Origin of the sequence: Streptomyces sp. NBC_01428, from assembly GCF_036231965.1 — a bacterium.
Taxonomy (GTDB): Bacteria; Actinomycetota; Actinomycetes; order Streptomycetales; family Streptomycetaceae; genus Streptomyces.
This window is the reverse complement of the sequence record NZ_CP109499.1, coordinates 8,131,566-8,150,815: the sequence shown is the minus strand read 5'-3', so window position 1 is coordinate 8,150,815 and position 19,250 is coordinate 8,131,566. Positions and strand designations below refer to the sequence as shown.

Sequence of the window (19,250 nt, the reverse complement as noted above, 5' to 3'; positions counted from 1 at the left end):
GTCAACGCGTGCCCCCGCGGTCAGCTCTTCGCGAGGGCGGCCCGGACCCGTTCGAGGTGCGCGCGCTCCGGCGCGCTCTCGGTCAGCGCGACGGCGGCGTCGTACGCCTCGACGGCCTCGCCGGTGCGGCCGAGCCGGCGCAGCAGATCCGCTCGTACGGCGTGGAAGGCGGGGTAGCCGGCGAGGTCGAGGTCCTCGACGAGGGCGAGGGCGGTCCCGGGTCCCTCGGTCTCGGCCACGGCGACGGCGCGGTTGAGGGCGACGACGGGGCTGGGGGCGAGGGCCATGAGCTGGTCGTAGAGGCGGCGGATCTGGTCCCAGTCGGTGGCGGCCGCGGTCGGCGCGTCGCTGTGCACGGCGTTGACGGCGGCCTGGATCTGATAGGGCCCGGGCCGGTTGCGGCGCAGACAGCGGCGCACCAGGTCCTGTCCCTCGGCGATCAGGCCACGGTCCCAGCGGGAGCGGTCCTGGTCGGCGAGGAGGACCAGGTCGCCGTCGCCGCTCGTGCGGGCGGGCCGCCGGGCCTCGATGAGCAGCATCAGGGCCAGCAGGCCGAGTGCCTCCGGCTCGTCCGGCATGAGCTCGACGAGGAGGCGTCCGAGCCGCACCGCCTCCGTGCAGAGGTCGGCGCGGCCGCCGTACCCCTCGTTGAAGACGAGGTAGACGACGGCGAGGACCCCGTCGACCCGGTCCGGAAGGTCGGCGTCGCGGGGGATGCGGTAGGGGATGCCCGCGTCGCGGATCTTGGCCTTGGCGCGGACGATCCGCTGGGCCATCGTGGCTTCGGGGACGAGGAAGGCGCGCGCGATCTGCGGCGTGGTGAGGCCGCCCAGGAGCCGCAGGGTGAGGGCCACCTGGGCCTGGGGGGCGAGCGCCGGGTGGCAGCAGGTGAAGATCAGACGGAGCCGGTCGTCGCGCACGGGACCCTCCTCCGCGGGTTCGTCCGGTGCGTGCAGCCGGACCGCCTCGGCGTGCCGGGCCTCTCGTGAGGACTCGCGGCGGAGCCGGTCGACGGCGCGGTTGCGCGCGGTGGTGATGATCCAGCCGGCCGGGCTCGGCGGTGTGCCGGTCTCCGGCCACTTCGCGACCGCCGTGGTGAAGGCGTCCTGGACCGCCTCCTCGGCGAGGTCGATGTCCCCGAGGAGGCGGATGAGGACGGAGACCGCCCGGCCGTACTCGGCGCGGAAGACGGCCTCGATCCCGGCGGCGTCGGTGGTCATCGGTCGTCGGCCTCGTGCATGAACGGGCGGACCTCGATGGGCAGGGTGGTCGCGAGGGTCGCCTTGCGGCCCCAGGTGAGCGCCGCGTCCAGGTCCGGCGCCTTGATCAGACAGATGCCGCCCAGGTACTCCTTGCTCTCGGTGTACGGCCCGTCGGTGACCAGCACGTCGCCGTCCCGGGCGCGCAGCACGGTCGCGGTCTCCGGGCCGTTCAGCCCCCCGGCGAACACCCAGGCCCCGGCCTCGCGCAGCTCCGTGTGGAACACCTCCAGGTTGTGCATGATCTCCTGCATGATCTCGGGCGCGGGCGGCTCGCCCTGCGGCTGCATCACGCTCAGCAGGTAGTACTTCATGATGTGTCCTCCTCGATGCTCACTCGGTCGGTGTCTCACTGACTACACGAACGGGAGGGCGCCGGATCGACACACGCCACGACGACAGCGGGAGATTTCTTCGATGACCGCCACACCGCATCCGCTCGTCACCGCCGCCCGCAGACTCGCGGCCGACGTGCTGGTGCCCCGCGCGGAGCGGGTGGACCAGGACGGCGTGCCCGTGAGCAGTGTCGAGGCGGTCAAGGCGTCCGGGCTTCTCGGGGTGAGCGCCCCCGTGGCGTACGGCGGGTCGGCGGCGCCTCCCGCTGTGGTGCGGGAGACCGCGGAGATCCTGGCCGGGGCGTGCTGCTCGACGTGGTTCGTGCAGACCCAGCACCACACGCCGGTGGCGACCCTGGCGCAGGCCGACCTCGGCCTGCCCGTACGGGAGCGGCTGCTCGGTCCGCTCGCGCGCGGCGAGCTGCTGTCCGGAGTGGCGTACGCGCAGCTCCGCGCCCATCCGCGGGTGCCGGTACGGGTCACCGCGGAGCGCGGTGGCCTGCGCTTCCACGGGACGGTCCCCTGGTACTCGGGCTGGGGGCTCAACGACGTCATGCTGCTCGCCGGGGTGACCGACGCCGACGAAGCCCTGTTCGCGTTCACCGAGGCGCGCGAGCAGCCGGGACTGCGGGCGTCCGCCCCGATGCGGCTCGCCGCGCTCTCCGCGTCCCGCACCGTCTCCCTGGAGCTGGACGGGCTGTGGGTGCCCGAGGAGGCGGTGGCGCTGCGCGTCCCGTACGCGTCCTGGGCGGCCGGCGACCGGCCGAAGAACACGAACGCCTCGCCGGCCGTGTTCGGGGTGACGTCGGCGGCGATCGGCCTGCTGGAGGGCGACCCCGCGGCCAAGGGGACCGCGGAGGTGCTGCGGGCACGTCTGGAGGAGGTGCGGCGGCAGGCGTACGCGCTCGCCGACCACCCGGTGCCGACGGAACGGATCGACGAGCGGCTGGTGTGCAAGACACGGGCGTACGACGTGATGCGGGCGGCGACCACGGCGGCGGTCGTGGCCGGCGGCGGGCGGGCGATGGACCTAAGCAGCCCCGCACAGCGGCTGGCACGCGAGGGGATGTTCCTGCTGGTGCAGGGGCAGACGGCCGAGGTGCGCACGGCACACCTCGACGCGCTGGGAACGCCCTGATCGCCCGGGCCCCCGGTGCTCCCGGCTCGACCTGTGCTGCCGGCTCGACCTGTTCTGCCGGTTGTCCCGATGGGCTCAGCTCGTGAAGGGCACCTGTGCGGACGGGGCCGGGCCGGTCGCGAACGGATGGTGCCAGCGGCCCCGCGCGGCGAGGCGGGGCAGTACGCCCTCGCCGAACCAGTAGGCCTCCTCGAGGTGCGGGTAGCCGGAGAGCACGAACTCGTCGATGCCCAGGGCGTGGTACTCCTCGATGCGGTCGGCGACCTCGTCGTGGCTGCCGACCAGGGCGGTGCCGGCACCGCCGCGCACCAGGCCGATGCCGGCCCACAGGTTGGGGTGGATCTCCAGGCCGTCGCGGCCGCCGCCGTGCAGCGCGAGCATGCGCCGCTGGCCCTCCGACTCGCTGCGGGCCAGCCCCTCCTGGACGGACTTCACCGTCGCGGGGTCGAAGCCGTCGAGGAGCCGTCCCGCCTCCGCCCACGCCTGTTCGGAGGTGTCGCGGGTGATCACGTGCAGGCGGATGCCGAAGCGCAGGGTCCGCCCCTCCCGTTCGGCGAGCCCGCGGATCCAGGCGATCTTCTCGGCGACCTGCGCGGGCGGTTCGCCCCAGGTGAGGTAGACGTCCGCGTACCGGGCGGCGACCTCGCCGGCGGCGGGTGAGGAACCGCCGAAGTAGACCTCGGGCACGGGGTCGGGGACCCGGGCGAGCCGTGCGTCCTCGACGCGGAGGTGCTCGCCGGCCAGGTCGACGGTCTTGCCGTCCCACAGGTCCCGGACGATCGAGAGGAACTCGCCGGTACGGCGGTAGCGGGCGTCCTTGTCGAGGAAGTCGCCGTAGGCACGCTGTTCGTGGCTCTCTCCGCCGGTGACCACGTTCAGCAGCAGCCGTCCGCCGGTCTGGCGCTGGTAGGTGGAGGCCATCTGCGCGGCGAGCGTGGGCGACACGAAGCCCGGCCGGAACGCCACGAGGAACTTCAGGCGCTCCGTGTTCTGGCTGACCATCGCGGTGGTGAGCCAGGCGTCCTCGCACCAGGCCCCGGTCGGTGTGAGGGCGCCGGTGAACCCCAGGTCCTCGGCGGCGCGGGCGATCTGGCTGAGATAGGCCACCGTCGGCGGGCGGTCCTGTCCGGAGACGGTGGCGGGCGTGCCGTGGCCGCCGCCGACGACATGGCGGCTGTCTCCGTTGGTGGGCAGGAACCAGTGGAAGGTGAGGGACACGGCGGGTGTTCTCCGATCGTGGGGGGGGGCGGGCGGCGGTGCCGCGGGGCGGGGTGGGTCGGGTCAGAGCAGGCCGTGCCGCGGAGGCCTGGTGCCGTTCAGGACGTGGCGACCGAGGTGCTGGATCTTCCAGCGGGCGGGGTCGTGGAGCGTGTGGGTGCGGGCGTCGCGCCAGTACCGGTGCAGGTTGAGGGAGTCGAGGGCGGCGCGGGTGCCGGCGACCTCGAAGAGCGCGTCGGCCACCAGGACGGCGGTGGCCGTGGTGTGGGCCTTCGCGGCGGCCACGGCGAGGGACGCCTCGGCGGCCGAGGCATCCGTCAGCTCGTCGCGGGCCGCGTCGACCGCGCGGGCCGCGACACCGAGCAGTGCCTCCGACGCCCTTACCTGGAGATCGAGTTCGCCGAAGCGCTGGATGAGCAGCGGGTCCTCGGCGGCCGTGTCGACGCCGCTCTCGAACCACGGTCGGCTCTTCGTGCGCACGAACTCCGCGGCCTCGGCGAGGGCGCCCCCGGCGATCCCCGCGTCGATGGCCGCGTGCAGCAACTGGGCTACCGCGCCGTGCAGTTGCGGCCCCTGGAAGGTGAGGTGGTGGGGCACCACGCGGTCGGCGGGGACGGTCACGGCGTCGAGGCGGACGGTGCCGCTGGCCGTGGTGCGCTGCCCCATGCCGTCCCAGTCGTCGACGACGGTGAGCCCGTCGGCGTCCCGGGGGACGTAGGCGACGTACAGGTTGCCGTCCTCGGCGCGGGCCAGCACGGGGATCCAGTCGGCGAACAGCGCTCCGGTCGAGTAGTGCTTGACGCCGGTCAGTTCGTGGGAGCCGTCCGGGAGCGGCAGCAGCCGCGTGCGGATGTCCTGGACGTGCCGGGTACCGGCCTCGGACTGCGCGTTGCCGAAGCGCCGGCCCTCCAGGACCTCGCCGAAGAAGAACTTCCGCTGCTCGGTGGTGCCCTGCCGGCGCAGCACGTTCACGTACACGAAGTGGTTCTGCGGGATCTGGGCGAGGCTGGCGTCGGCCGAGGCCAGCAGCCGGAAGACCTCGGCGAGGGTCTCCTGCCGGACGTCCGCTCCGCCGTGGTCCGCGGGCACGGTGACGCCGAGCAGACCGGAGGCGGAGAGCTGTTCCAACTCGGCGTACGGCAGGCGCCGTTCGGCGTCGCGCAGCGGGGCTTCGGTCCGGAACGCCTCCGCGAGTCCCGCGGCGACGGCGAGGGCTTCGGCGTCGTCGGCGATCACGTGGGCGGTCACGGACGTCATCCGGCCGCGGCGAGCAGCGGGGTGCGGCCGAGGGCCACCGAGAACTGGTCCACCACCTGCGCCAGCGCCTCGGCGGTGCCGGGCGCCACGGTGACGGTCCCGTCCGGTGCCGTGGTGATGTCCTTGTCGAGCGTGAACCAGCCCTGGACGATGTGGGTCGCGCCCATGGAGTTGAGGACCGGGCGCAGCGCGTAGTCCAGGGCGAGCACGTGGGCCGTGCTGCCGCCGGTGACCAGCGGCAGGACAGTCTTGCCGGCGAGGGCGTACTGCGGCAGGAGGTCGAGCAGGGCCTTGAGGACGCCGGAGTAGGCGGCCTTGTAGACGGGGGTGCCGATGACCACGCCGTCGGCACGGTCGAACAGCGCGGCCGCCTCCACGACGGCGGGGTGCCGGAAGTCCGCTCCGAGCAGGGCCTCGGCCGGGATCGTGCGGACGTCGAGGGGGATCACCTCGTGCCCCTGTGCGGTGAGGCGGGCGTCGAGGTGACGCAGGAGCTTGGCGGTGCGGGACGAGGCGGAGGGACTGCCGGAGACGGACAGGACGGTGGCCATGGGTCCTCATTCCAAGGGGAGTTCGCGGTGGCGGGCGACCGGGAGCGACGGGCAGGGGGCGGGCACGGGCCGTGCGTGCGCCGCCGGACGGACGGCGAACTCCGTTGTCCGGCCGCATCGTTGGGCCACCGGTCCGGCGTGACCGGGGCATGCTGGAGGAAGGGCCGGGGAGTTCGGCGGAAGGACGGTCGGGGCACGGCGGGGACGGGCAGGGGATGTCCCGGGGCGCGGAGGGAGGGCCGGCGCGGGGAGGACGGTCCGTGCGAAGGGGATCCTGCTGTCGGGACCGTCAGACGTCGCGACGACAGAAGGAGCTGGAGACACGCGCAAGGTCGACATGGCGTCGCCGCGTGAGGTCCAGTCGCATCATCATGACGCCGATCGTCGCAGCCTCCGCTCGGGGCAGTCAAGGAACGGCGGGCAGGTCTCGCATCGCGGACCGGTTCCGCGGGGACCACGAGCCGTCCGGCCGCCATGCCGCGTGAGCTGCGCCGACCCGGACGACGGGACGGGACGGGCCGCGTCGCGTCACGGGGGTCGCCGGCGATACCGGAGGGCGGCTCCCCCTCACTGCTCTCCCCGTCGGCGCCTCCCCCCTCGGACCGGTCGTCGACCGCCCTGCCCGGCCTCCCGGCCTGAGGCTCCGGCATCCCTCCGGGAGCAGGTCCGGACACCGGCTCCGGACCGCCGTCCTGTGACCATCCGAAGAGTCACTCGTTTGACGGAGCGGCGTGACACGACGTCAGCTCCTTCGGAAGGCATTCGTTCCATGCCCATCCCCTCGCTACCGCGTGCGGTCCTCCGCGGCAGGACAGCACTCGACCGGGCCGAGACCGCCCTCGTCGAGGACTACAGCGACCTGGTGCGCCTCGCGTACCTGACGCTGCCTCCCTCGCTGAACAGACATCGCCGCATCCTCGTCGCCCACTCGCTGGTGCAGCGCTCGCTGCCGGGTCCCCGGGAACGGTTCCCCGGGCCGCACGTGCCGACGCCCCGCGGCACGGCCCGCCGGTCCGTCGCGGAGAACGACCGGCTGCGCGCCGCGGTCCTGCGCTCGGCGATCGCGTACGGGCGTTCACCGCGCGGCTGGCCCCGCCGTCTGCCGCCGCCCCGCACGCTGCTCCCCGCTCTGCCGGTCGTGTGGGGGCTGCGGCTGTTCCCCCGCGCGGGCGGTGCGGAGGAGATCGCGCTGGGCCAGGCCCTGTCGGGCTCGACGGCCGCCGGGCGGGCCGCCTTCGTCCTGCGCAGCGTGGACGGACGGACCGAATCGGCGATCCGGACCCTGCTGCGGGCCGCCGGTGTCGCCGATCCCGAGGGAGCCCTGCGGTCCGCCGCACGGCTCGGTGACACGGCCGGCAAGGCCGCGCGGACGCTGCTCAGGTCGCGGGAGTTCGACGCCTGCACCGTGCAGACCGCTCCCACCGACCTGCTCCGCCGCCGGCGCCGCTTCCGCGTCCTGTGGGGCGCCCTGTCCGTCGTCGTGCTCTCCGGGGTGCTGCTGGTGGTCTCGCTGCCCGGCTCCGGCCCGTCGTCCGGCGGGCGCGTCCCGGCGGGCGTGTCGCTGCCCGGCCCGGCGGACCTCGTCCGTACGCCGTCGGACTCCTGGGCCGACACCTCCCGGGTGGACTTCACCGCGTGGCCCGCCCGCGGGGCGCGCGCCGACGACCAGGATCTGCTGCGCCGGGCGTTGTCGGCCTGGGGCCGGCCCGGCCGGGCCGTGCGGGTCTCGACGACGGCGACCACGTCCATGGACCCGCCGCCACAGGCACCCCGGCTCCTGTACGCGGGGAACGTGGACGGCGACGCCGTGGTGCTGCTGCACGACGGACAGCGGGTGGTGCGGTACAGCGAGCCCGTCGAAGGCCGCGGGCGCGACACGCTGGCTCTCGCGCGGACCGACGACGCGGACGTGACGACGGCCGCCGCCCTGGTCGTCGGGCGCGGTCCACGGGGGACCCGGTTCCTGCTGGCTCCCTGGATCGCCGAGGCGCAGACCCGCGACCTGATGCGTCCCGACTCCCCCGCCCGCCCGGTGGACGTCGCTCGGGACGGGGTGACCGAGCCTCTGTCCGCCCCGTCGGGGGGCGCGGCCTGCGACCGGCGGCCGGTGCTCCAACTGCGGTCCTCCGAGCGCATCGTGGAGAAGCACGCGTTCCTGCTGACCGACCTGGGCGAGCTGTCGCCCGTGCATCTGACGTACACACCGCTGCCCGGTCACGGAACGCCTCCGGCGCGTCAGCCCCGGGAGGCGACGGGCACCCCGGCGCTGATCGCATGGGCGCACATGGCGTGCGGGCTGGAGAAGCTGCGGGGCAGCGGGGTCCGCGAGGTCAACGCCTGGGACTTCGCCGAGCAGGATCTGCCGGAGAACGGCGGGCACGCGGTGTGGGCCTGTGCGCGGGCCGGCACCTGGCGCGGTCCCGGGGACGTGCGGGTGCTGCTGCGGCTGCCGTCGTCCTCACCGTCCGCTCCGGCCCGGGAGGTCGCGCGGGCCCGGTCCACCGCGGCCTGCAGCCGGTTCGGCCAGCACGTGGTGGCGGACGCCCACTGGCGTTCGAGCGCGGGTCACTGGTACCTGCTCGCCGCGGGCAGCCGGGCCGTCACCGGGATCGAGGTGACCGGTGCGGTCAGGGCCCGGCAGGACGGCCGCACGCTCGCGGTGCGGGCTCCGGAGGGCGCGCGTCCCGGCCTGACCGCCCGTCTGGAGAACGGCTCCTCACTGACGCCGGTCGGTGACGGGGCGAGCCGTTGACCAGGCCCGGCCCCGCGCGGCGGGGTTCAGTCCTCTTCCCCGAGCGGGACGACCACGAGGAAGGCGTCCGAGTTCAGGTCCATCACGACCGTCGCCGGCAGTCCTTCGGTGCGGCGCCGGGCCGCGTACTCCTCAGCCGACCACGATCCGCGAGGAGCCCCCGCGGGAAATCGTTCCAGCACCTTTGTCCCCATAGCGGCAGGCACCTCCACCTCTGACCTCGGACCCGGAGCGACGGGTCCCGTGGAATGCGCTTGCCCGCGTTTCTCCGAGACATGTCATGTCTGTTCACCGCCGGAGGCGGACGTCGATCAGATGCTCGGTCGAACACGGGATCTGCCCGCCCCGCGCGGTCGGCGCGGGGCGGGCCCGGGTCACACCCGGACGTGCTCGCCCTGGTCGGGCACCGGCGCCGGTTCGCGGCTCAGCGTCCCCGGCCACCACGCACGGCGGCCGATGTCGCGGACGAGCGCGGGCACCAGCAGCGAGCGCACCACCAGGGTGTCGAGCAGGACGCCGAACGCGACGATGAAGGCGATCTGCACGAGGAAGGCCAGCGGGATGACGCCGAGGGCCGCGAAGGTCGCGGCGAGGACGACACCCGCCGAGGTGATCACCCCACCGGTGGCGACGAGCCCGCGCAGCACTCCCTGGCGCACTCCGTGCCGCAGCGACTCCTCGCGGACCCGGGACATCAGGAAGATGTTGTAGTCCACACCGAGGGCGACGAGGAACACGAAGCCGTACAGCGGTACGGAGGCGTCGGTGCCGCTGAACCCGAAGACGTGCCGGAACACGAGCGACGAAATACCCAGTGTCGCGGCGAAGTTGAGCGCCACCGTGGCCACCAGCAGGAGCGGCATCAGCAGGGAGCGCAGCAGGCCCGCCAGAATCACCAGGATGATGGCGAGGACCACGGGCACGATGAGGGTGCGGTCCCGTTCGGCGGTCTGCCGGGTGTCGTACTGCTGGGCCGTGTATCCGCCCACGAGCGCGTCGGCGTCCGGAACGGCGTGGACGGCGTCCCGCAGCCGGGCGACGGTGCTCTTGGCCGCGTCGCTGTCGGCGGCGGCCCGCAGGGTGACGTCGACCCGCACCCGGCCGTCGACGACCTTGGGGTCTCCCCCGCCGGGCCGTCCGGACTCCGTCACCGCGGCGGCCGAGGCGACGCCGTCCGTGCCGCGCGCCGCGGTGATCACCTGGGAGAGGCGGTCCGCGCCGGCGATGATCACGGCGGGGTTCCCCGAGCCGCCGGGGAAGTGCTCCGAGAGCGTCCGCTGGGCGGAGACGGACGGCGCGTCGTCGACGAAGATCTCGTCGAGGGGAACGCCCTTCGCGGTGAGGGTGGGGGCGAAGGCCGCGCAGGCGAGGAGGCCCGCGAGGGCGATCGCCCAGACCTTGCGGGGTGCGCGGTCCACCAGGTCGGCGACCCGGCGCCAGACTCCGCTGCCCGCCCCGGCGTCCCCGGTCGGGCGGGGACGGGCCGGCCAGTAGGCGGCGCGGCCGAGGAGGACCAGGACGGCCGGCAGGAAGGTGAGGGTGCTGAGCACGGCGCAGACGACGCCGATGGCGCCGACCGGGCCGAGCGCCCGGTTGTTCGTCAGGTCGCTGAGCAGCAGGGCCAGCAGGCCGAGGGCGACCGTCCCCGCGCTCGCGACGATCGCGCCCCACGACTGCCGCAACGCCGCCCGGACGGCGGTGAACCGGTCGTCGTGCAGGGCCAGTTCCTCGCGGAAGCGGGCGGTGAACAGGAGCGCGTAGTCGGTCGCCGCGCCGATCACGAGGATGGAGAGGATGCCCTGCACCTGACCGTCGACCCGGACGACGTCGTGGTCGGCGAGGACGTAGACGACGGCGCACGCCAGACCGAGCGCGAACACCGCGCCGAGGATGATGACGAACGGCAGCAGCACGCTGCGGTACACGAGCAGCAGGATGACCAGCACGGTCGCGAGGGCCACGCCGAGCAGCAGGCCGTCGATGCCGGCGAAGGCGTCGGAGAGGTCGGCCTGGCTGGCGGCGGGCCCGGCGATGCGTGCCGTCGTTCCCGGGACGCGGTCGGTGGCGGTCCGGACGCGGTCGAGGGTGTCGGGCAGTTTGTCGCCGAGATCCGGCCGGAGCTGGACGACGCCCTCCAGCGCCTTGCCGTCGCCCGACGGCAGCGCGGGAGACACCTGGCCGACGACGCCGGGCGTGCCGGCGAGGGAGGCGAGCGCGCGGGTGGCGGCGGCCTGGCGCTCGCCCCGGACCGACCCCGCGCCGTCCACCGTCCACACGACGATCGCGGGCAGGGTCTCGTCCTGCTGGAAGGCCCGCTGCTCGGAGACCACCTTGGTGGACTCGGCGCTGCGCGGCAGGAAGGCGGCCTGGTCGTTGGTGGCGACCTCGCCCAGCTTCCCGGCGTAGGGGCCGAGGGTGCCTCCGATTCCGAGCCAGGCGACGAGCAGGACGACGGGGATCAGCCACAGGGCCCGTCGTGGGGTGATGGACATCGTTCTCCAGGTGTCACGGCAGCACGGCGGTCGGCGTACAGGTGTCCAGGTATCTCAACGACAAACAATCTCAATCATTGAGCTATCTCGGGGCCAGATCGTAGACCACGGCTGTGCTTCCGGGGACGGCGCCCGTCCGGATGCGGCGGGCGTCCGGCAGTTCCCACCCGTCGGCGTGACCGGCCCGGCCGGCGTCAGCGCCCGGGGGACCGCACGCCGGAGAGCTGTTCGTTCATGGCCGTCAGGAACCGCAGGACCACCGACAGTTCGTCCTCGCTGAAGCCCGACCGGACGCTCGCGGTGACCTCGGCGAGCGGCCGGAAGTGGGCGCGGGCGGCCGACTTGGCGTCGGGGACCCAGTGCAGGTGGACCACTCTGCGGTCCGCGCTCTCCCTGACGCGCCGGATGTGGCCCGCCCGTTCGAGCCGGTCCAGGCACGCCGTGACGGCACCCGAGGTGAGCCCGAGGTGCTCCCTGAGCCGGCCGGGCGTGAGCGGTTCGGGGGCGTCGAGGATCGCGGCGAGCGCCTGGACGTCCGTGGCGTGCAGTCCGTGTTCGCCGGCGAAGCCGTGCACGACGCGGTTGACCTCGCCGTTCATCCGGCGGAGCTGCACGGCGAAGGCCTGGAGGTCCGCCGGCGCCGCGCGCTCGCCCTGCGGTCCCCCGGCGGGGTCCGGCTCACCCGTCCGGTCGTCGGAGTCGTCTGGTCTGGGCACATGGTCAGCCTATAGAGGCCGGCGGTGCGTCCCTCGTACGGCCGCCCCTGCCGGGAGGGCCCGTCCGGCGCATCCGGGGGCGGGGTCCGCGTGGAAGGGATCAGGAGGGGGGAACGGACAGGGCGACGGCGGCGAGCGACGGAGGATCCATGAGCGAGGACGACACCCGCACCGGACTGCGGTGTCTGGTGACCGGTGCCACCGGCTACATCGGCGGACGGCTGGTCCCGGAGCTGCTGGCCGAAGGGCACCAGGTGCGCTGTCTGGCCCGCTCCCCCGACAAGCTCCGCGACTACCCCTGGGCGGGCGAGGCCGAGGTGGTGCGCGGGGACGTCACGGACGCCGAGTCCGTCGGCGACGCGATGCGGGAGATCGACGTCGCCTACTACCTCGTGCACGCGCTCGGCTCGGGCCGCGACTTCGAGGAGACCGACCGCCGAGCGGCCCGGATCTTCGGCGAGCAGGCCAAGGCGGCGGGCGTCCGGCGCATCGTCTACCTGGGCGGCCTCACCCCTGTGGGCGTGCCGGAGGAGGAACTGTCACCGCACCTCAGGTCGCGCGCGGAGGTCGGCCGCATCCTGCTGAACTCGGGTGTCCCGACCACGGTGCTGCGCGCCGCGGTGATCATCGGCTCCGGCTCCGTCTCGTTCGAGATGCTGCGCTACCTCACCGAGCGGCTGCCGGTGATGGTGACGCCGAGCTGGGTCAGCACCCGGATCCAGCCGATGGGCGTGCGCGACGTGCTGCGCACCCTGGTCGGCAGCGCCACGATGCCCGCCGAGGTCAACCGCGCGTTCGACATCGGGGGCCCCGACGTCCTGACGTACCTGGAGATGATGCGCCGGTACGCGACGATCGCCCGGTTGCCCCGCAGGCTCATCTTCCCGGTACCGGTGCTCACTCCGCGGCTGTCCAGCCACTGGGTCGGCCTGGTCACCCCGGTGCCCGCGTCCATCGCGAAGCCGCTCACCGAGTCGCTGCGCCACGAGGTCGTGTGCCACGAGCACGACATCGCCCGCTACGTGCCCGATCCGCCCGGCCGGCCGATCGGCTTCGACGCGTCGGTGGCCCTCGCACTCCAGCGGGTACGGGACGCGCAGGTCACCACGCGCTGGTCGTCGGCCTCCTACCCCGGCACGTCCAGCGACCCGCTGCCCACCGACCCGGACTGGGCCGGCGGCAGTCTGTACACCGACCGCAGGGAGATGACCGTCGACGCCTCGCCGGAGGCACTGTGGCGGGTGATCGAGGGCATCGGCGGTGACAACGGCTGGTACTCCTTCCCGCTCGCCTGGGCCGTGCGCGGCTGGCTCGACCGGGCCGTGGGCGGGGTGGGCCTGCGCCGCGGCCGCCGGGACGCGAACCGGCTGCGGGTGGGCGACTCGCTCGACTTCTGGCGGGTCGAGGAGATCGAGCCCGGCCATCTGCTGCGGCTGCGCGCCGAGATGAGGCTGCCGGGCCTCGCCTGGCTGGAGATGTACGCGGAGAAGGACGACGCCGGGCGCACCCGCTACCGGCAGCGGGCCCTGTTCCATCCGCACGGTCTGCTCGGCCACCTGTACTGGTGGAGCGTCTCGCCCTTCCACTCCGTCGTGTTCGGCGGCATGGCCCGCAACATCGCCAAGGCCGCCGCCAAGAACGCGCCCAGGGGGGTGAAGGAACCCGCCTTCACCCGCTGAGCACGCATCCGGCGGAGCCGGCCGAGCAGAAGCAGATCGACGCCGTCCCCTCGCAGCCCTGCACCGGAGCAACGCCATGACCCTCTCGATCGTCCTGTTCACCTCGGACCTGCGCCTGCACGACCACCCGCCGCTGCGGGCGGCGCTCGACGGTTCCGACGCGGTGGTACCGCTGTTCGTGCGTGACGAGGCCGTGGCGGACGCCGGGTTCACCGCCCCCAACCGGATGGCGTTCCTCGCCGACTGCCTGACCGATCTGGACGCGGGGCTGCGCGAGCGCGGCGGACGGCTGGTGGTGCGCTCCGGTGACGTGGTGGCCGAGGTGTGCAAGGTGGTCGCCGAGGCCGACGCGGACGAGGTGCACATGGCGGCGGGCGTCAGCGGCTACGCGCACCGCCGGGAGGAACGGCTGCGTGCGGCGCTGGAGGCCGAGGGCTGCCGTCTGCACGTCCACGAGACGGTGATCACCGCGGTCGCGCCCGGCGCGGTCACTCCGGCGTCCTCGGACCACTTCGCCGTCTTCACGCCGTACCACCGGCAGTGGGCGCGGCAGCCGCTCCGGGACGCGGTCGCCGCTCCCCGGGACGTCCGGGTGCCGGACGGCGTCGGCTCGGAGGAGATCCCGGCCCGCTCCGGCGTGTCCGGAGTGTCCCCCTCGCTCGCGGCCGGTGGGGAGACGGAGGGCAGGAAGCGCGTCTCGGCCTGGCTGCGGAACGGGATCGGGGCCTACGAGGACCGTCACGACGACATGCCCGGCGACGCGACATCCCGGCTCTCCCCCTTCGTCCACTTCGGCGCCCTCTCGCCGGTCGAGCTGGTGCATCGGTCGGCCGCGGCGGGCGGCCCGGGCGCCGAGGCGTTCGTACGGCAGCTCGCCTGGCGCGACTTCCACCACCAGGTGCTGGCCGTACGGCCCGACGCGTCGGCCACCGACTACCGCACCAAGCACGACCGTTGGCGTTCGGAGGACGCGGCGCACGACGACATCGAGGCGTGGCGGGAGGGCCGCACCGGATATCCGGTGGTGGACGCGGGGATGCGCCAACTGCGCCAGGAGGGCTGGATGCACAACCGGGCCAGGCTGCTCACCGCGAGCTTTCTCGTCAAGACGCTGTACGTGGACTGGCGTATCGGCGCCCGGCACTTCCTGAGTCTGCTGGTGGACGGTGACGTCGCCAACAACCAGCTCAACTGGCAGTGGATGGCGGGCACGGGCACGGACAGCCGGCCCAACCGCGTGCTGAACCCGGTGACCCAGGCCAAGCGCTACGACCCGGACGGCGACTACGTGCGGCGCTGGGTGCCGGAGTTGGCGGGCCTGGAGGGGCGTGCCGTGCACGAGCCGTGGAAGCTCCAGGGCCTGGACCGGGCGGCCTTCGACTATCCGGACCCGATCGTCGAACTGCCCGAGGGGCTGGCCCGGTTCAGGGAAGGCCGCGGCCTGACGGACTGAGGGCCCGGGCCGTCGGCTCCTCGCGGCGTCGACGCGCGGACCCGGCCCCGGTCGCGAGCGGGTGCCCACCGGACGACGCGCCGGACGACACGCGTGCGGCGCGCGGTCGGCCCCGGGGCGGCATGACGGCGGGGCGCGCAGGGGCCGGGGATCCTTTACTCTCCGTAGAGATTTCTGCCGGGTGTGCGGCCGTACTGGTGGGCGTCCGAACCACTCGTACCGGATCCGTCAGCACCGGATCCATCGCGCGGCGGGCCGGAGCACGCCGCTCCGGACGCCGCCCCGGCCGCCAGGAGGCTCCATGCGCATCGCCCGGAACGCGGGAACACTCTTCGTGACCGGCGCGTTGACCCTGACCCTCGCCGCGCTCGCCTACCCGGCCATGCTGGGCGTGCAGACCACGTCCAGCGCCTCGACACGGATCATCGCGAACCCGCCGTCGGGTCCGCTGACCGAGGCCGACCGCGACTTCGTCGTCAAGGTGCGCGCGGCCGGCCTGTGGGAGTATCCCGTGGGTCAACTGGCCCTGGAGAAAGGGACCATTCCGTCGGTGCGCACGGCGGGCCGGCATCTCGTCGCGGGCCACGCGGGGCTCGACGCGGCCTGTCGCAGGATCGCCCAGCAGCTGGGCATCACGCTGCCCAACAAGCCGTCGCCCCAACAACAGGGATTCGTCGCGACGTTGAGCGGGGACAGCGGCAAGAAGTTCGACAGCGACCTCGCCAACATCCTGCGGGTGACGCACGGTCAGATCTTCTCGGTCATCGCGAAGGTCCGCGCCACGACCGAGAACACGCTGGTGCGCCAGCTCGCCAACCAGGCCAACTCCACGGTGCTGGACCACATCACGGTGATGGAGAAGACCGGTCTGGTGAACTTCGAGCAGGTGATCGTCCAGGAGACGACCGACCCGAAGCTGCCGAAGAACAACCTGACGCCTCCCCCGCCGCAGCCCGGCGAGCCGACGGTCGTGCTGACACCTCCGCCGGGCGGGTCCTCGGGCGGGGCGAAGCCGTCGCCGACGCCGACGGTGGGATGAATCGAGGCGTGCGCGGGCGCCCTTGGGGACCTCGCACGCGCCGGTGACCGGCGGGCTCAGCCCGCGGCCAGACTCGCCAGCGTGGTGAGCGCGTCACGCAGTCCCGGGGGCCGGAGCATCCCCTGCTCCTGCCGCCCGGCCCAGCCGGGCCCGCCCAGGAGGACGACGGGGTTGCGGCGGGCGCCCTTGACGCCCCAGCTGGTGGCTGCGATGTGCCGGGCCAGTGGGCGGTCGGCGGTGGAGCGCGTCTGCGACCACAGCACGACGGCCAGCGGGCCCAGCCTGCGTACGGCGGCGGTCAACGCCTCCGGGGGCACCGCCGGACCGAACATCCGGGTGGGCAGGCCCTGTTCGACCAGTCCGGCGTGGAGTGCCTCCAGCGGCAGACAGTGCTGCTCACCGGGGACGCACGCCAGCACGACCGGTCCGGCCGCGGACCTGTCCGGACCGGGCGGGTCCGTCGGGCCCGACGGGCCGGTCGCGCGGTGCAGCACCCGGGAGATGTGCCAGGACAGCAGGTGCTCCACCTCGACGTAACGGTCGCCGGCGGACTCCCACTTGCGTCCGACCGCGTGCAGGGTCGGCACCATCACCTCCTCCCAGCCGACGACCACGCCGTGCCGCTCGACGAGCGCGGTCAGCTGGTCGTCCACGGAGGGCGCGTCGAGGCGTACGGCAGCGCGCGCCAGCCCTTTGCACTCCTGCCGGGCGTCACCGAGCGGCAGCGGGCCGGCCGCCTTCGAGCGGGGCCGGTACTCGTCCGTCGGCGGCTTCGCCTCGGCCGGAGTCGGGTCGGCACCCTCCTTCGCGGCCCTGGCCGCCTCGGCGGGCGGCACGCCGGCGGAGGTCAGCCGGCACATCTCCTCCAGCATCGCGACGTCCTGCGGTGTCCAGCGGCGGTGCCGTCCGTCGGAGCGGACCGCGGGTCCCACGCCGTAGCGGCGGTCCCAGGAGCGCAGGGTGGTGGGTGACACGCCGAGCCGGCGCGCCAGCGCGCCCGTGGTGACGCCCGCGTCGGCGGACACGGCGCCCGCTCCCCGTTCCTGATCCGACCGGCTCTCACCCATACGGCCGACTATACGACGCAGAAACGATGCGAGTTGTCGCTTCTGTCCAACGGTTCACACGATGGGGTGTCGGGGCCCGGAGCAGGAGGTGCCCGGAGCGAGGAGCGTGCCATGAGCGCAGATGCGACCGCCGCACAGTGGTCTGCCGGGCCTGCCGGGCCTGCCGGCCCGGGCACGGACGCGGACCTGGCGCGCGCCGTCGTCGAGGGCGACGAGACCGCTCTCGCCGCCGTCTACCGGCGCTGGTCGCCCCTGGTGCACACCCTCGCCCGGCGCTCGCTGGGCGACACGCGCGAGGCGGAGGACGTCACGCAGCAGGTGTTCCTCGCCGTGTGGCGGGGCGGCCGGGGCTTTCGTCCGGACCGTGGAACGCTGGCCGGCTGGCTCGTGGGCATCACCCGGCGGAAGATCGCCGACGCCCTGTCCGCGCGGACCCGCCGCACGGAGCTGGTCGGCGCGGCCGGTGCCCTGCTGGCCCTGTCCGACGAGGGGCGATCCCGTCCCGAGGCGGTACTGGACCGTGTGCTCGTGCGGCACGAACTGTCCAAGCTGCCCCCTGCCCAGCGCGAAGTGCTGCACCTCGCGTTCTACGAGGACCTCACACAGACGCAGATCGCCCGGCGGACCGGCTGGCCCCTGGGCACGGTCAAGAGCCACGCGCGCCGCGGTCTGCACCAGCTGCGGCACTGCCTGCCGTCGCCGGCGGAGGTCTGACCACCGGGCTCGTGCGACGGTTGCTCCGGCCCGTGGTCCCGCGGGCCGGCCGCTCGGCGTCGCGCCGGCCGCCGACCCGTCCGGAACTTTCCCGGCCGGGGGGCAATCCGTGGGCCGACCGGCTTCGGATCACCTGCGAATCAACAGCGCGTCCTGGAGGACCACACCGTGAAGGAAGCCGTGGAGATCGGGAGAAACCCGTCTGCGGAGCCGGATCTGCCGGAACTGATGGCCCGGGTCGCCCGGGGCGACCAGCAGGCCTTCGCCTCGCTGTACGACGTCGTGGCGGGCCCCGTCCTCGGCATCGTGCGCCGGGTGCTGCGCGACCGGGCCCAGTCCGAGGAGGTCGCCCAGGAGGTCCTGGTGGAGGCGTGGCGCACGGCCGCCCGCTACCGGCCCGAACGGGGCTCGGTGATGAACTGGGTCCTCACCCTCGCCCACCAGCGGGCCGTGGACCGGGTCCGGTCGGTCGAGGCGTCGGCGGCCCGCGAGCACAAGGCCGCGCTGCTCGACAGGACGCCCGAGTACGACGAGGTCACCGAACAGGTCGAGGCCCGTCTCGAACGGGAGCAGGTCCGGCGCTGTCTGCGCACGCTCACCGAGTTGCAGCGCCAGTCGGTGACCCTGGCCTACTACCGCGGGCTGACCTACCGGGAGGTGGCGGAGCTGCTGGCGCTCCCCCTCGGCACCGTCAAGACGCGCCTGCGCGACGGTCTGATCCGACTGCGTGACTGCCTGGGGGTGACGGCGTGACCACGGTCGACCTGCACACACTGACCGGCGCGTACGCGCTGCACGCCCTGGCCGACGACGAGCGCGAACTGTTCGAGCGGCACGCCGAGGACTGCGAATCCTGCGCCCTGGAGGTCCGTGAGCTGACGGCCGCCGCCGCGCGGCTGGGCATGGCGGTCACCGAGACGCCCGCTCCGGCGCTCAAGGAGACCGTGATGCGGCGCATCACCACCGTCCGGCAGGAGGCGCCGCGTACCGTTCCGGTCGCCGCTCCCCGGCGGACGGCCGGCCGTGGACGCCGTCCCGCACGGTGGGCGCTCGCCGCCTGCCTGGCCGCGGCGGCCGGGCTCGGCGGTACGGCGGTGTGGCAGCACGACCGCGCGGAGGACGCGCGGCAGCAGGCGCGGCAGGCCGAGCGGCGGACGAACGACGTGGCCGCGGTGATCGCCGCGCCCGACGCGAAGTCGCGTACGGCGACGCTGGCCGACGGGGCGCGGGGCACGGTCGTGGTGTCGCAGAGCCGGGACCAGGCGGTGTTCGTCGCCGCGGGGATGGCGAAGCCGCCGACCGGCAAGGTCTACCAGCTGTGGTTCAACGACGGGGGGACCATGCGGTCCGCCGGTCTGATGGACCCGGCCCGTACGACGGAGGCGGTGCTGATGAAGGGCTCCGTGGACGACGCGTCCGGGATGGGGATCACCGTGGAACCGGCCGGTGGGTCCGCCGAGCCCACCTCCGATCCCGTCGCCCTGCTGAACTTCCCCGCCTGAGCGGTCGTCCCCCCAGGCTTTCGGGGGAGGGGACGAACGGCTGAGACGCGTCGCCCCGCCGGGTCCAACCCGGCGGGG

General features: G+C 73.9%; 18 protein-coding genes. 8 read left to right on the top strand and 10 right to left on the bottom strand.

Annotated features, from left to right (window positions below):
* Positions 1-20: 20 nt before the first annotated feature.
* Together OG406_RS35525 and OG406_RS35520 are read right to left on the bottom strand one after the other, a co-directional pair.
* Positions 21-1,220, bottom strand: coding sequence for an RNA polymerase sigma factor (locus tag OG406_RS35525; protein ID WP_329189795.1), 1,200 nt, complete (start codon positions 1,218-1,220; stop codon positions 21-23).
* Positions 1,217-1,573, bottom strand: a complete 357-nt coding sequence (locus OG406_RS35520) for a YciI family protein (protein WP_329189794.1) — start codon at positions 1,571-1,573, stop codon at positions 1,217-1,219. Before OG406_RS35520 ends, OG406_RS35525 begins: the two co-directional genes overlap by 4 nt.
* Positions 1,574-1,676: 103 nt before the next feature.
* Between OG406_RS35520 and OG406_RS35515 the strand changes: the two genes are divergently transcribed.
* Positions 1,677-2,732: an acyl-CoA dehydrogenase family protein gene (locus tag OG406_RS35515; RefSeq protein WP_267052492.1), complete on the top strand. Its 1,056-nt coding sequence runs from the start codon at positions 1,677-1,679 to the stop codon at positions 2,730-2,732.
* 75 nt (positions 2,733-2,807) lie between these two features.
* Here OG406_RS35515 and OG406_RS35510 read toward each other — a convergent pair whose 3' ends face one another.
* The 4 genes from OG406_RS35510 to OG406_RS39500 all read right to left on the bottom strand — a co-directional run bounded on the left by OG406_RS35510 (position 2,808) and on the right by OG406_RS39500 (position 6,125).
* Entirely contained in the window at positions 2,808-3,950 is a 1,143-nt protein-coding gene (locus OG406_RS35510; RefSeq protein WP_267052491.1) for an LLM class flavin-dependent oxidoreductase, read from the bottom strand.
* Positions 3,951-4,013: 63 nt separating this feature from the next.
* Positions 4,014-5,207: an SfnB family sulfur acquisition oxidoreductase gene (locus OG406_RS35505; protein ID WP_329189791.1), complete on the bottom strand. Its 1,194-nt coding sequence runs from the start codon at positions 5,205-5,207 to the stop codon at positions 4,014-4,016.
* Complete coding sequence (gene ssuE / locus OG406_RS35500) at positions 5,204-5,758, bottom strand: NADPH-dependent FMN reductase (RefSeq protein WP_164373621.1); 555 nt, start codon at positions 5,756-5,758, stop codon at positions 5,204-5,206. Before ssuE ends, OG406_RS35505 begins: the two co-directional genes overlap by 4 nt.
* 289 nt (positions 5,759-6,047) lie before the next feature.
* Complete coding sequence (locus OG406_RS39500; protein ID WP_351486924.1) at positions 6,048-6,125, bottom strand: putative leader peptide; 78 nt, start codon at positions 6,123-6,125, stop codon at positions 6,048-6,050.
* A 402-nt stretch (positions 6,126-6,527) separates the two neighbouring features.
* Between OG406_RS39500 and OG406_RS35495 the strand changes: the two genes are divergently transcribed.
* Positions 6,528-8,510: a hypothetical protein gene (locus tag OG406_RS35495; RefSeq protein ID WP_329189788.1), complete on the top strand. Its 1,983-nt coding sequence runs from the start codon at positions 6,528-6,530 to the stop codon at positions 8,508-8,510.
* Between the two features lie 26 nt (positions 8,511-8,536).
* Here OG406_RS35495 and OG406_RS35490 read toward each other — a convergent pair whose 3' ends face one another.
* The 3 genes from OG406_RS35490 to OG406_RS35480 all read right to left on the bottom strand — a co-directional run bounded on the left by OG406_RS35490 (position 8,537) and on the right by OG406_RS35480 (position 11,718).
* Complete coding sequence (locus tag OG406_RS35490; protein ID WP_203660872.1) at positions 8,537-8,704, bottom strand: hypothetical protein; 168 nt, start codon at positions 8,702-8,704, stop codon at positions 8,537-8,539.
* Positions 8,705-8,884: 180 nt separating this feature from the next.
* A complete protein-coding gene (locus OG406_RS35485; RefSeq protein WP_267052488.1) occupies positions 8,885-11,002 on the bottom strand; it encodes an MMPL family transporter in 2,118 nt (705 codons plus the stop codon).
* Positions 11,003-11,196: 194 nt separating this feature from the next.
* Positions 11,197-11,718: a MarR family winged helix-turn-helix transcriptional regulator gene (locus OG406_RS35480; RefSeq protein ID WP_267052487.1), complete on the bottom strand. Its 522-nt coding sequence runs from the start codon at positions 11,716-11,718 to the stop codon at positions 11,197-11,199.
* 149 nt (positions 11,719-11,867) lie between these two features.
* Here OG406_RS35480 and OG406_RS35475 point away from each other — a divergent pair, with 149 nt between their 5' ends.
* From OG406_RS35475 to OG406_RS35465, 3 genes are all read left to right on the top strand, one after another.
* A complete protein-coding gene (locus OG406_RS35475) occupies positions 11,868-13,397 on the top strand; it encodes an SDR family oxidoreductase (protein ID WP_267052486.1) in 1,530 nt (509 codons plus the stop codon).
* A 76-nt stretch (positions 13,398-13,473) separates the two neighbouring features.
* Positions 13,474-14,850, top strand: coding sequence for a cryptochrome/photolyase family protein (locus tag OG406_RS35470; protein WP_267052485.1), 1,377 nt, complete (start codon positions 13,474-13,476; stop codon positions 14,848-14,850).
* A gap of 301 nt (positions 14,851-15,151) precedes the next feature.
* Complete coding sequence (locus tag OG406_RS35465; RefSeq protein WP_267052484.1) at positions 15,152-15,889, top strand: DUF4142 domain-containing protein; 738 nt, start codon at positions 15,152-15,154, stop codon at positions 15,887-15,889.
* A 56-nt stretch (positions 15,890-15,945) separates the two neighbouring features.
* Here the strand turns inward: OG406_RS35465 and OG406_RS35460 are convergent, their stop codons facing one another.
* The gene (locus OG406_RS35460; protein ID WP_266853369.1) at positions 15,946-16,956 is read right to left on the bottom strand and encodes a MerR family transcriptional regulator; all 1,011 of its coding nucleotides are present in this window, start codon (positions 16,954-16,956) and stop codon (positions 15,946-15,948) included.
* 111 nt (positions 16,957-17,067) lie between these two features.
* Here OG406_RS35460 and OG406_RS35455 point away from each other — a divergent pair, with 111 nt between their 5' ends.
* From OG406_RS35455 to OG406_RS35445, 3 genes are all read left to right on the top strand, one after another.
* Positions 17,068-17,670: a sigma-70 family RNA polymerase sigma factor gene (locus OG406_RS35455; RefSeq protein ID WP_266610771.1), complete on the top strand. Its 603-nt coding sequence runs from the start codon at positions 17,068-17,070 to the stop codon at positions 17,668-17,670.
* A gap of 168 nt (positions 17,671-17,838) precedes the next feature.
* Positions 17,839-18,423, top strand: a complete 585-nt coding sequence (locus tag OG406_RS35450) for a sigma-70 family RNA polymerase sigma factor (protein ID WP_081222772.1) — start codon at positions 17,839-17,841, stop codon at positions 18,421-18,423.
* Positions 18,420-19,172: an anti-sigma factor gene (locus OG406_RS35445; RefSeq protein WP_164373608.1), complete on the top strand. Its 753-nt coding sequence runs from the start codon at positions 18,420-18,422 to the stop codon at positions 19,170-19,172. Before OG406_RS35450 ends, OG406_RS35445 begins: the two co-directional genes overlap by 4 nt.
* Positions 19,173-19,250 lie beyond the last annotated feature (78 nt).

What these genes read in the sequence shown, in the direction of transcription:
- OG406_RS35525 (WP_329189795.1), bottom strand. Translation starts at nt 1,220, where the DNA reads ATGACCACCGACGCCGCCGGGATCGAGGCCGTCTTCCGCGCCGAGTAC.
- OG406_RS35520 (WP_329189794.1), bottom strand. Translation starts at nt 1,573, where the DNA reads ATGAAGTACTACCTGCTGAGCGTGATGCAGCCGCAGGGCGAGCCGCCC.
- OG406_RS35515 (WP_267052492.1), top strand. Translation starts at nt 1,677, where the DNA reads ATGACCGCCACACCGCATCCGCTCGTCACCGCCGCCCGCAGACTCGCG.
- OG406_RS35505 (WP_329189791.1), bottom strand. Translation starts at nt 5,207, where the DNA reads ATGACGTCCGTGACCGCCCACGTGATCGCCGACGACGCCGAAGCCCTC.
- ssuE (WP_164373621.1), bottom strand. Translation starts at nt 5,758, where the DNA reads ATGGCCACCGTCCTGTCCGTCTCCGGCAGTCCCTCCGCCTCGTCCCGC.
- OG406_RS39500 (WP_351486924.1), bottom strand. Translation starts at nt 6,125, where the DNA reads ATGCGACTGGACCTCACGCGGCGACGCCATGTCGACCTTGCGCGTGTC.
- OG406_RS35495 (WP_329189788.1), top strand. Translation starts at nt 6,528, where the DNA reads ATGCCCATCCCCTCGCTACCGCGTGCGGTCCTCCGCGGCAGGACAGCA.
- OG406_RS35490 (WP_203660872.1), bottom strand. Translation starts at nt 8,704, where the DNA reads ATGGGGACAAAGGTGCTGGAACGATTTCCCGCGGGGGCTCCTCGCGGA.
- OG406_RS35485 (WP_267052488.1), bottom strand. Translation starts at nt 11,002, where the DNA reads ATGTCCATCACCCCACGACGGGCCCTGTGGCTGATCCCCGTCGTCCTG.
- OG406_RS35475 (WP_267052486.1), top strand. Translation starts at nt 11,868, where the DNA reads ATGAGCGAGGACGACACCCGCACCGGACTGCGGTGTCTGGTGACCGGT.
- OG406_RS35470 (WP_267052485.1), top strand. Translation starts at nt 13,474, where the DNA reads ATGACCCTCTCGATCGTCCTGTTCACCTCGGACCTGCGCCTGCACGAC.
- OG406_RS35465 (WP_267052484.1), top strand. Translation starts at nt 15,152, where the DNA reads ATGCGCATCGCCCGGAACGCGGGAACACTCTTCGTGACCGGCGCGTTG.
- OG406_RS35460 (WP_266853369.1), bottom strand. Translation starts at nt 16,956, where the DNA reads ATGGGTGAGAGCCGGTCGGATCAGGAACGGGGAGCGGGCGCCGTGTCC.
- OG406_RS35455 (WP_266610771.1), top strand. Translation starts at nt 17,068, where the DNA reads ATGAGCGCAGATGCGACCGCCGCACAGTGGTCTGCCGGGCCTGCCGGG.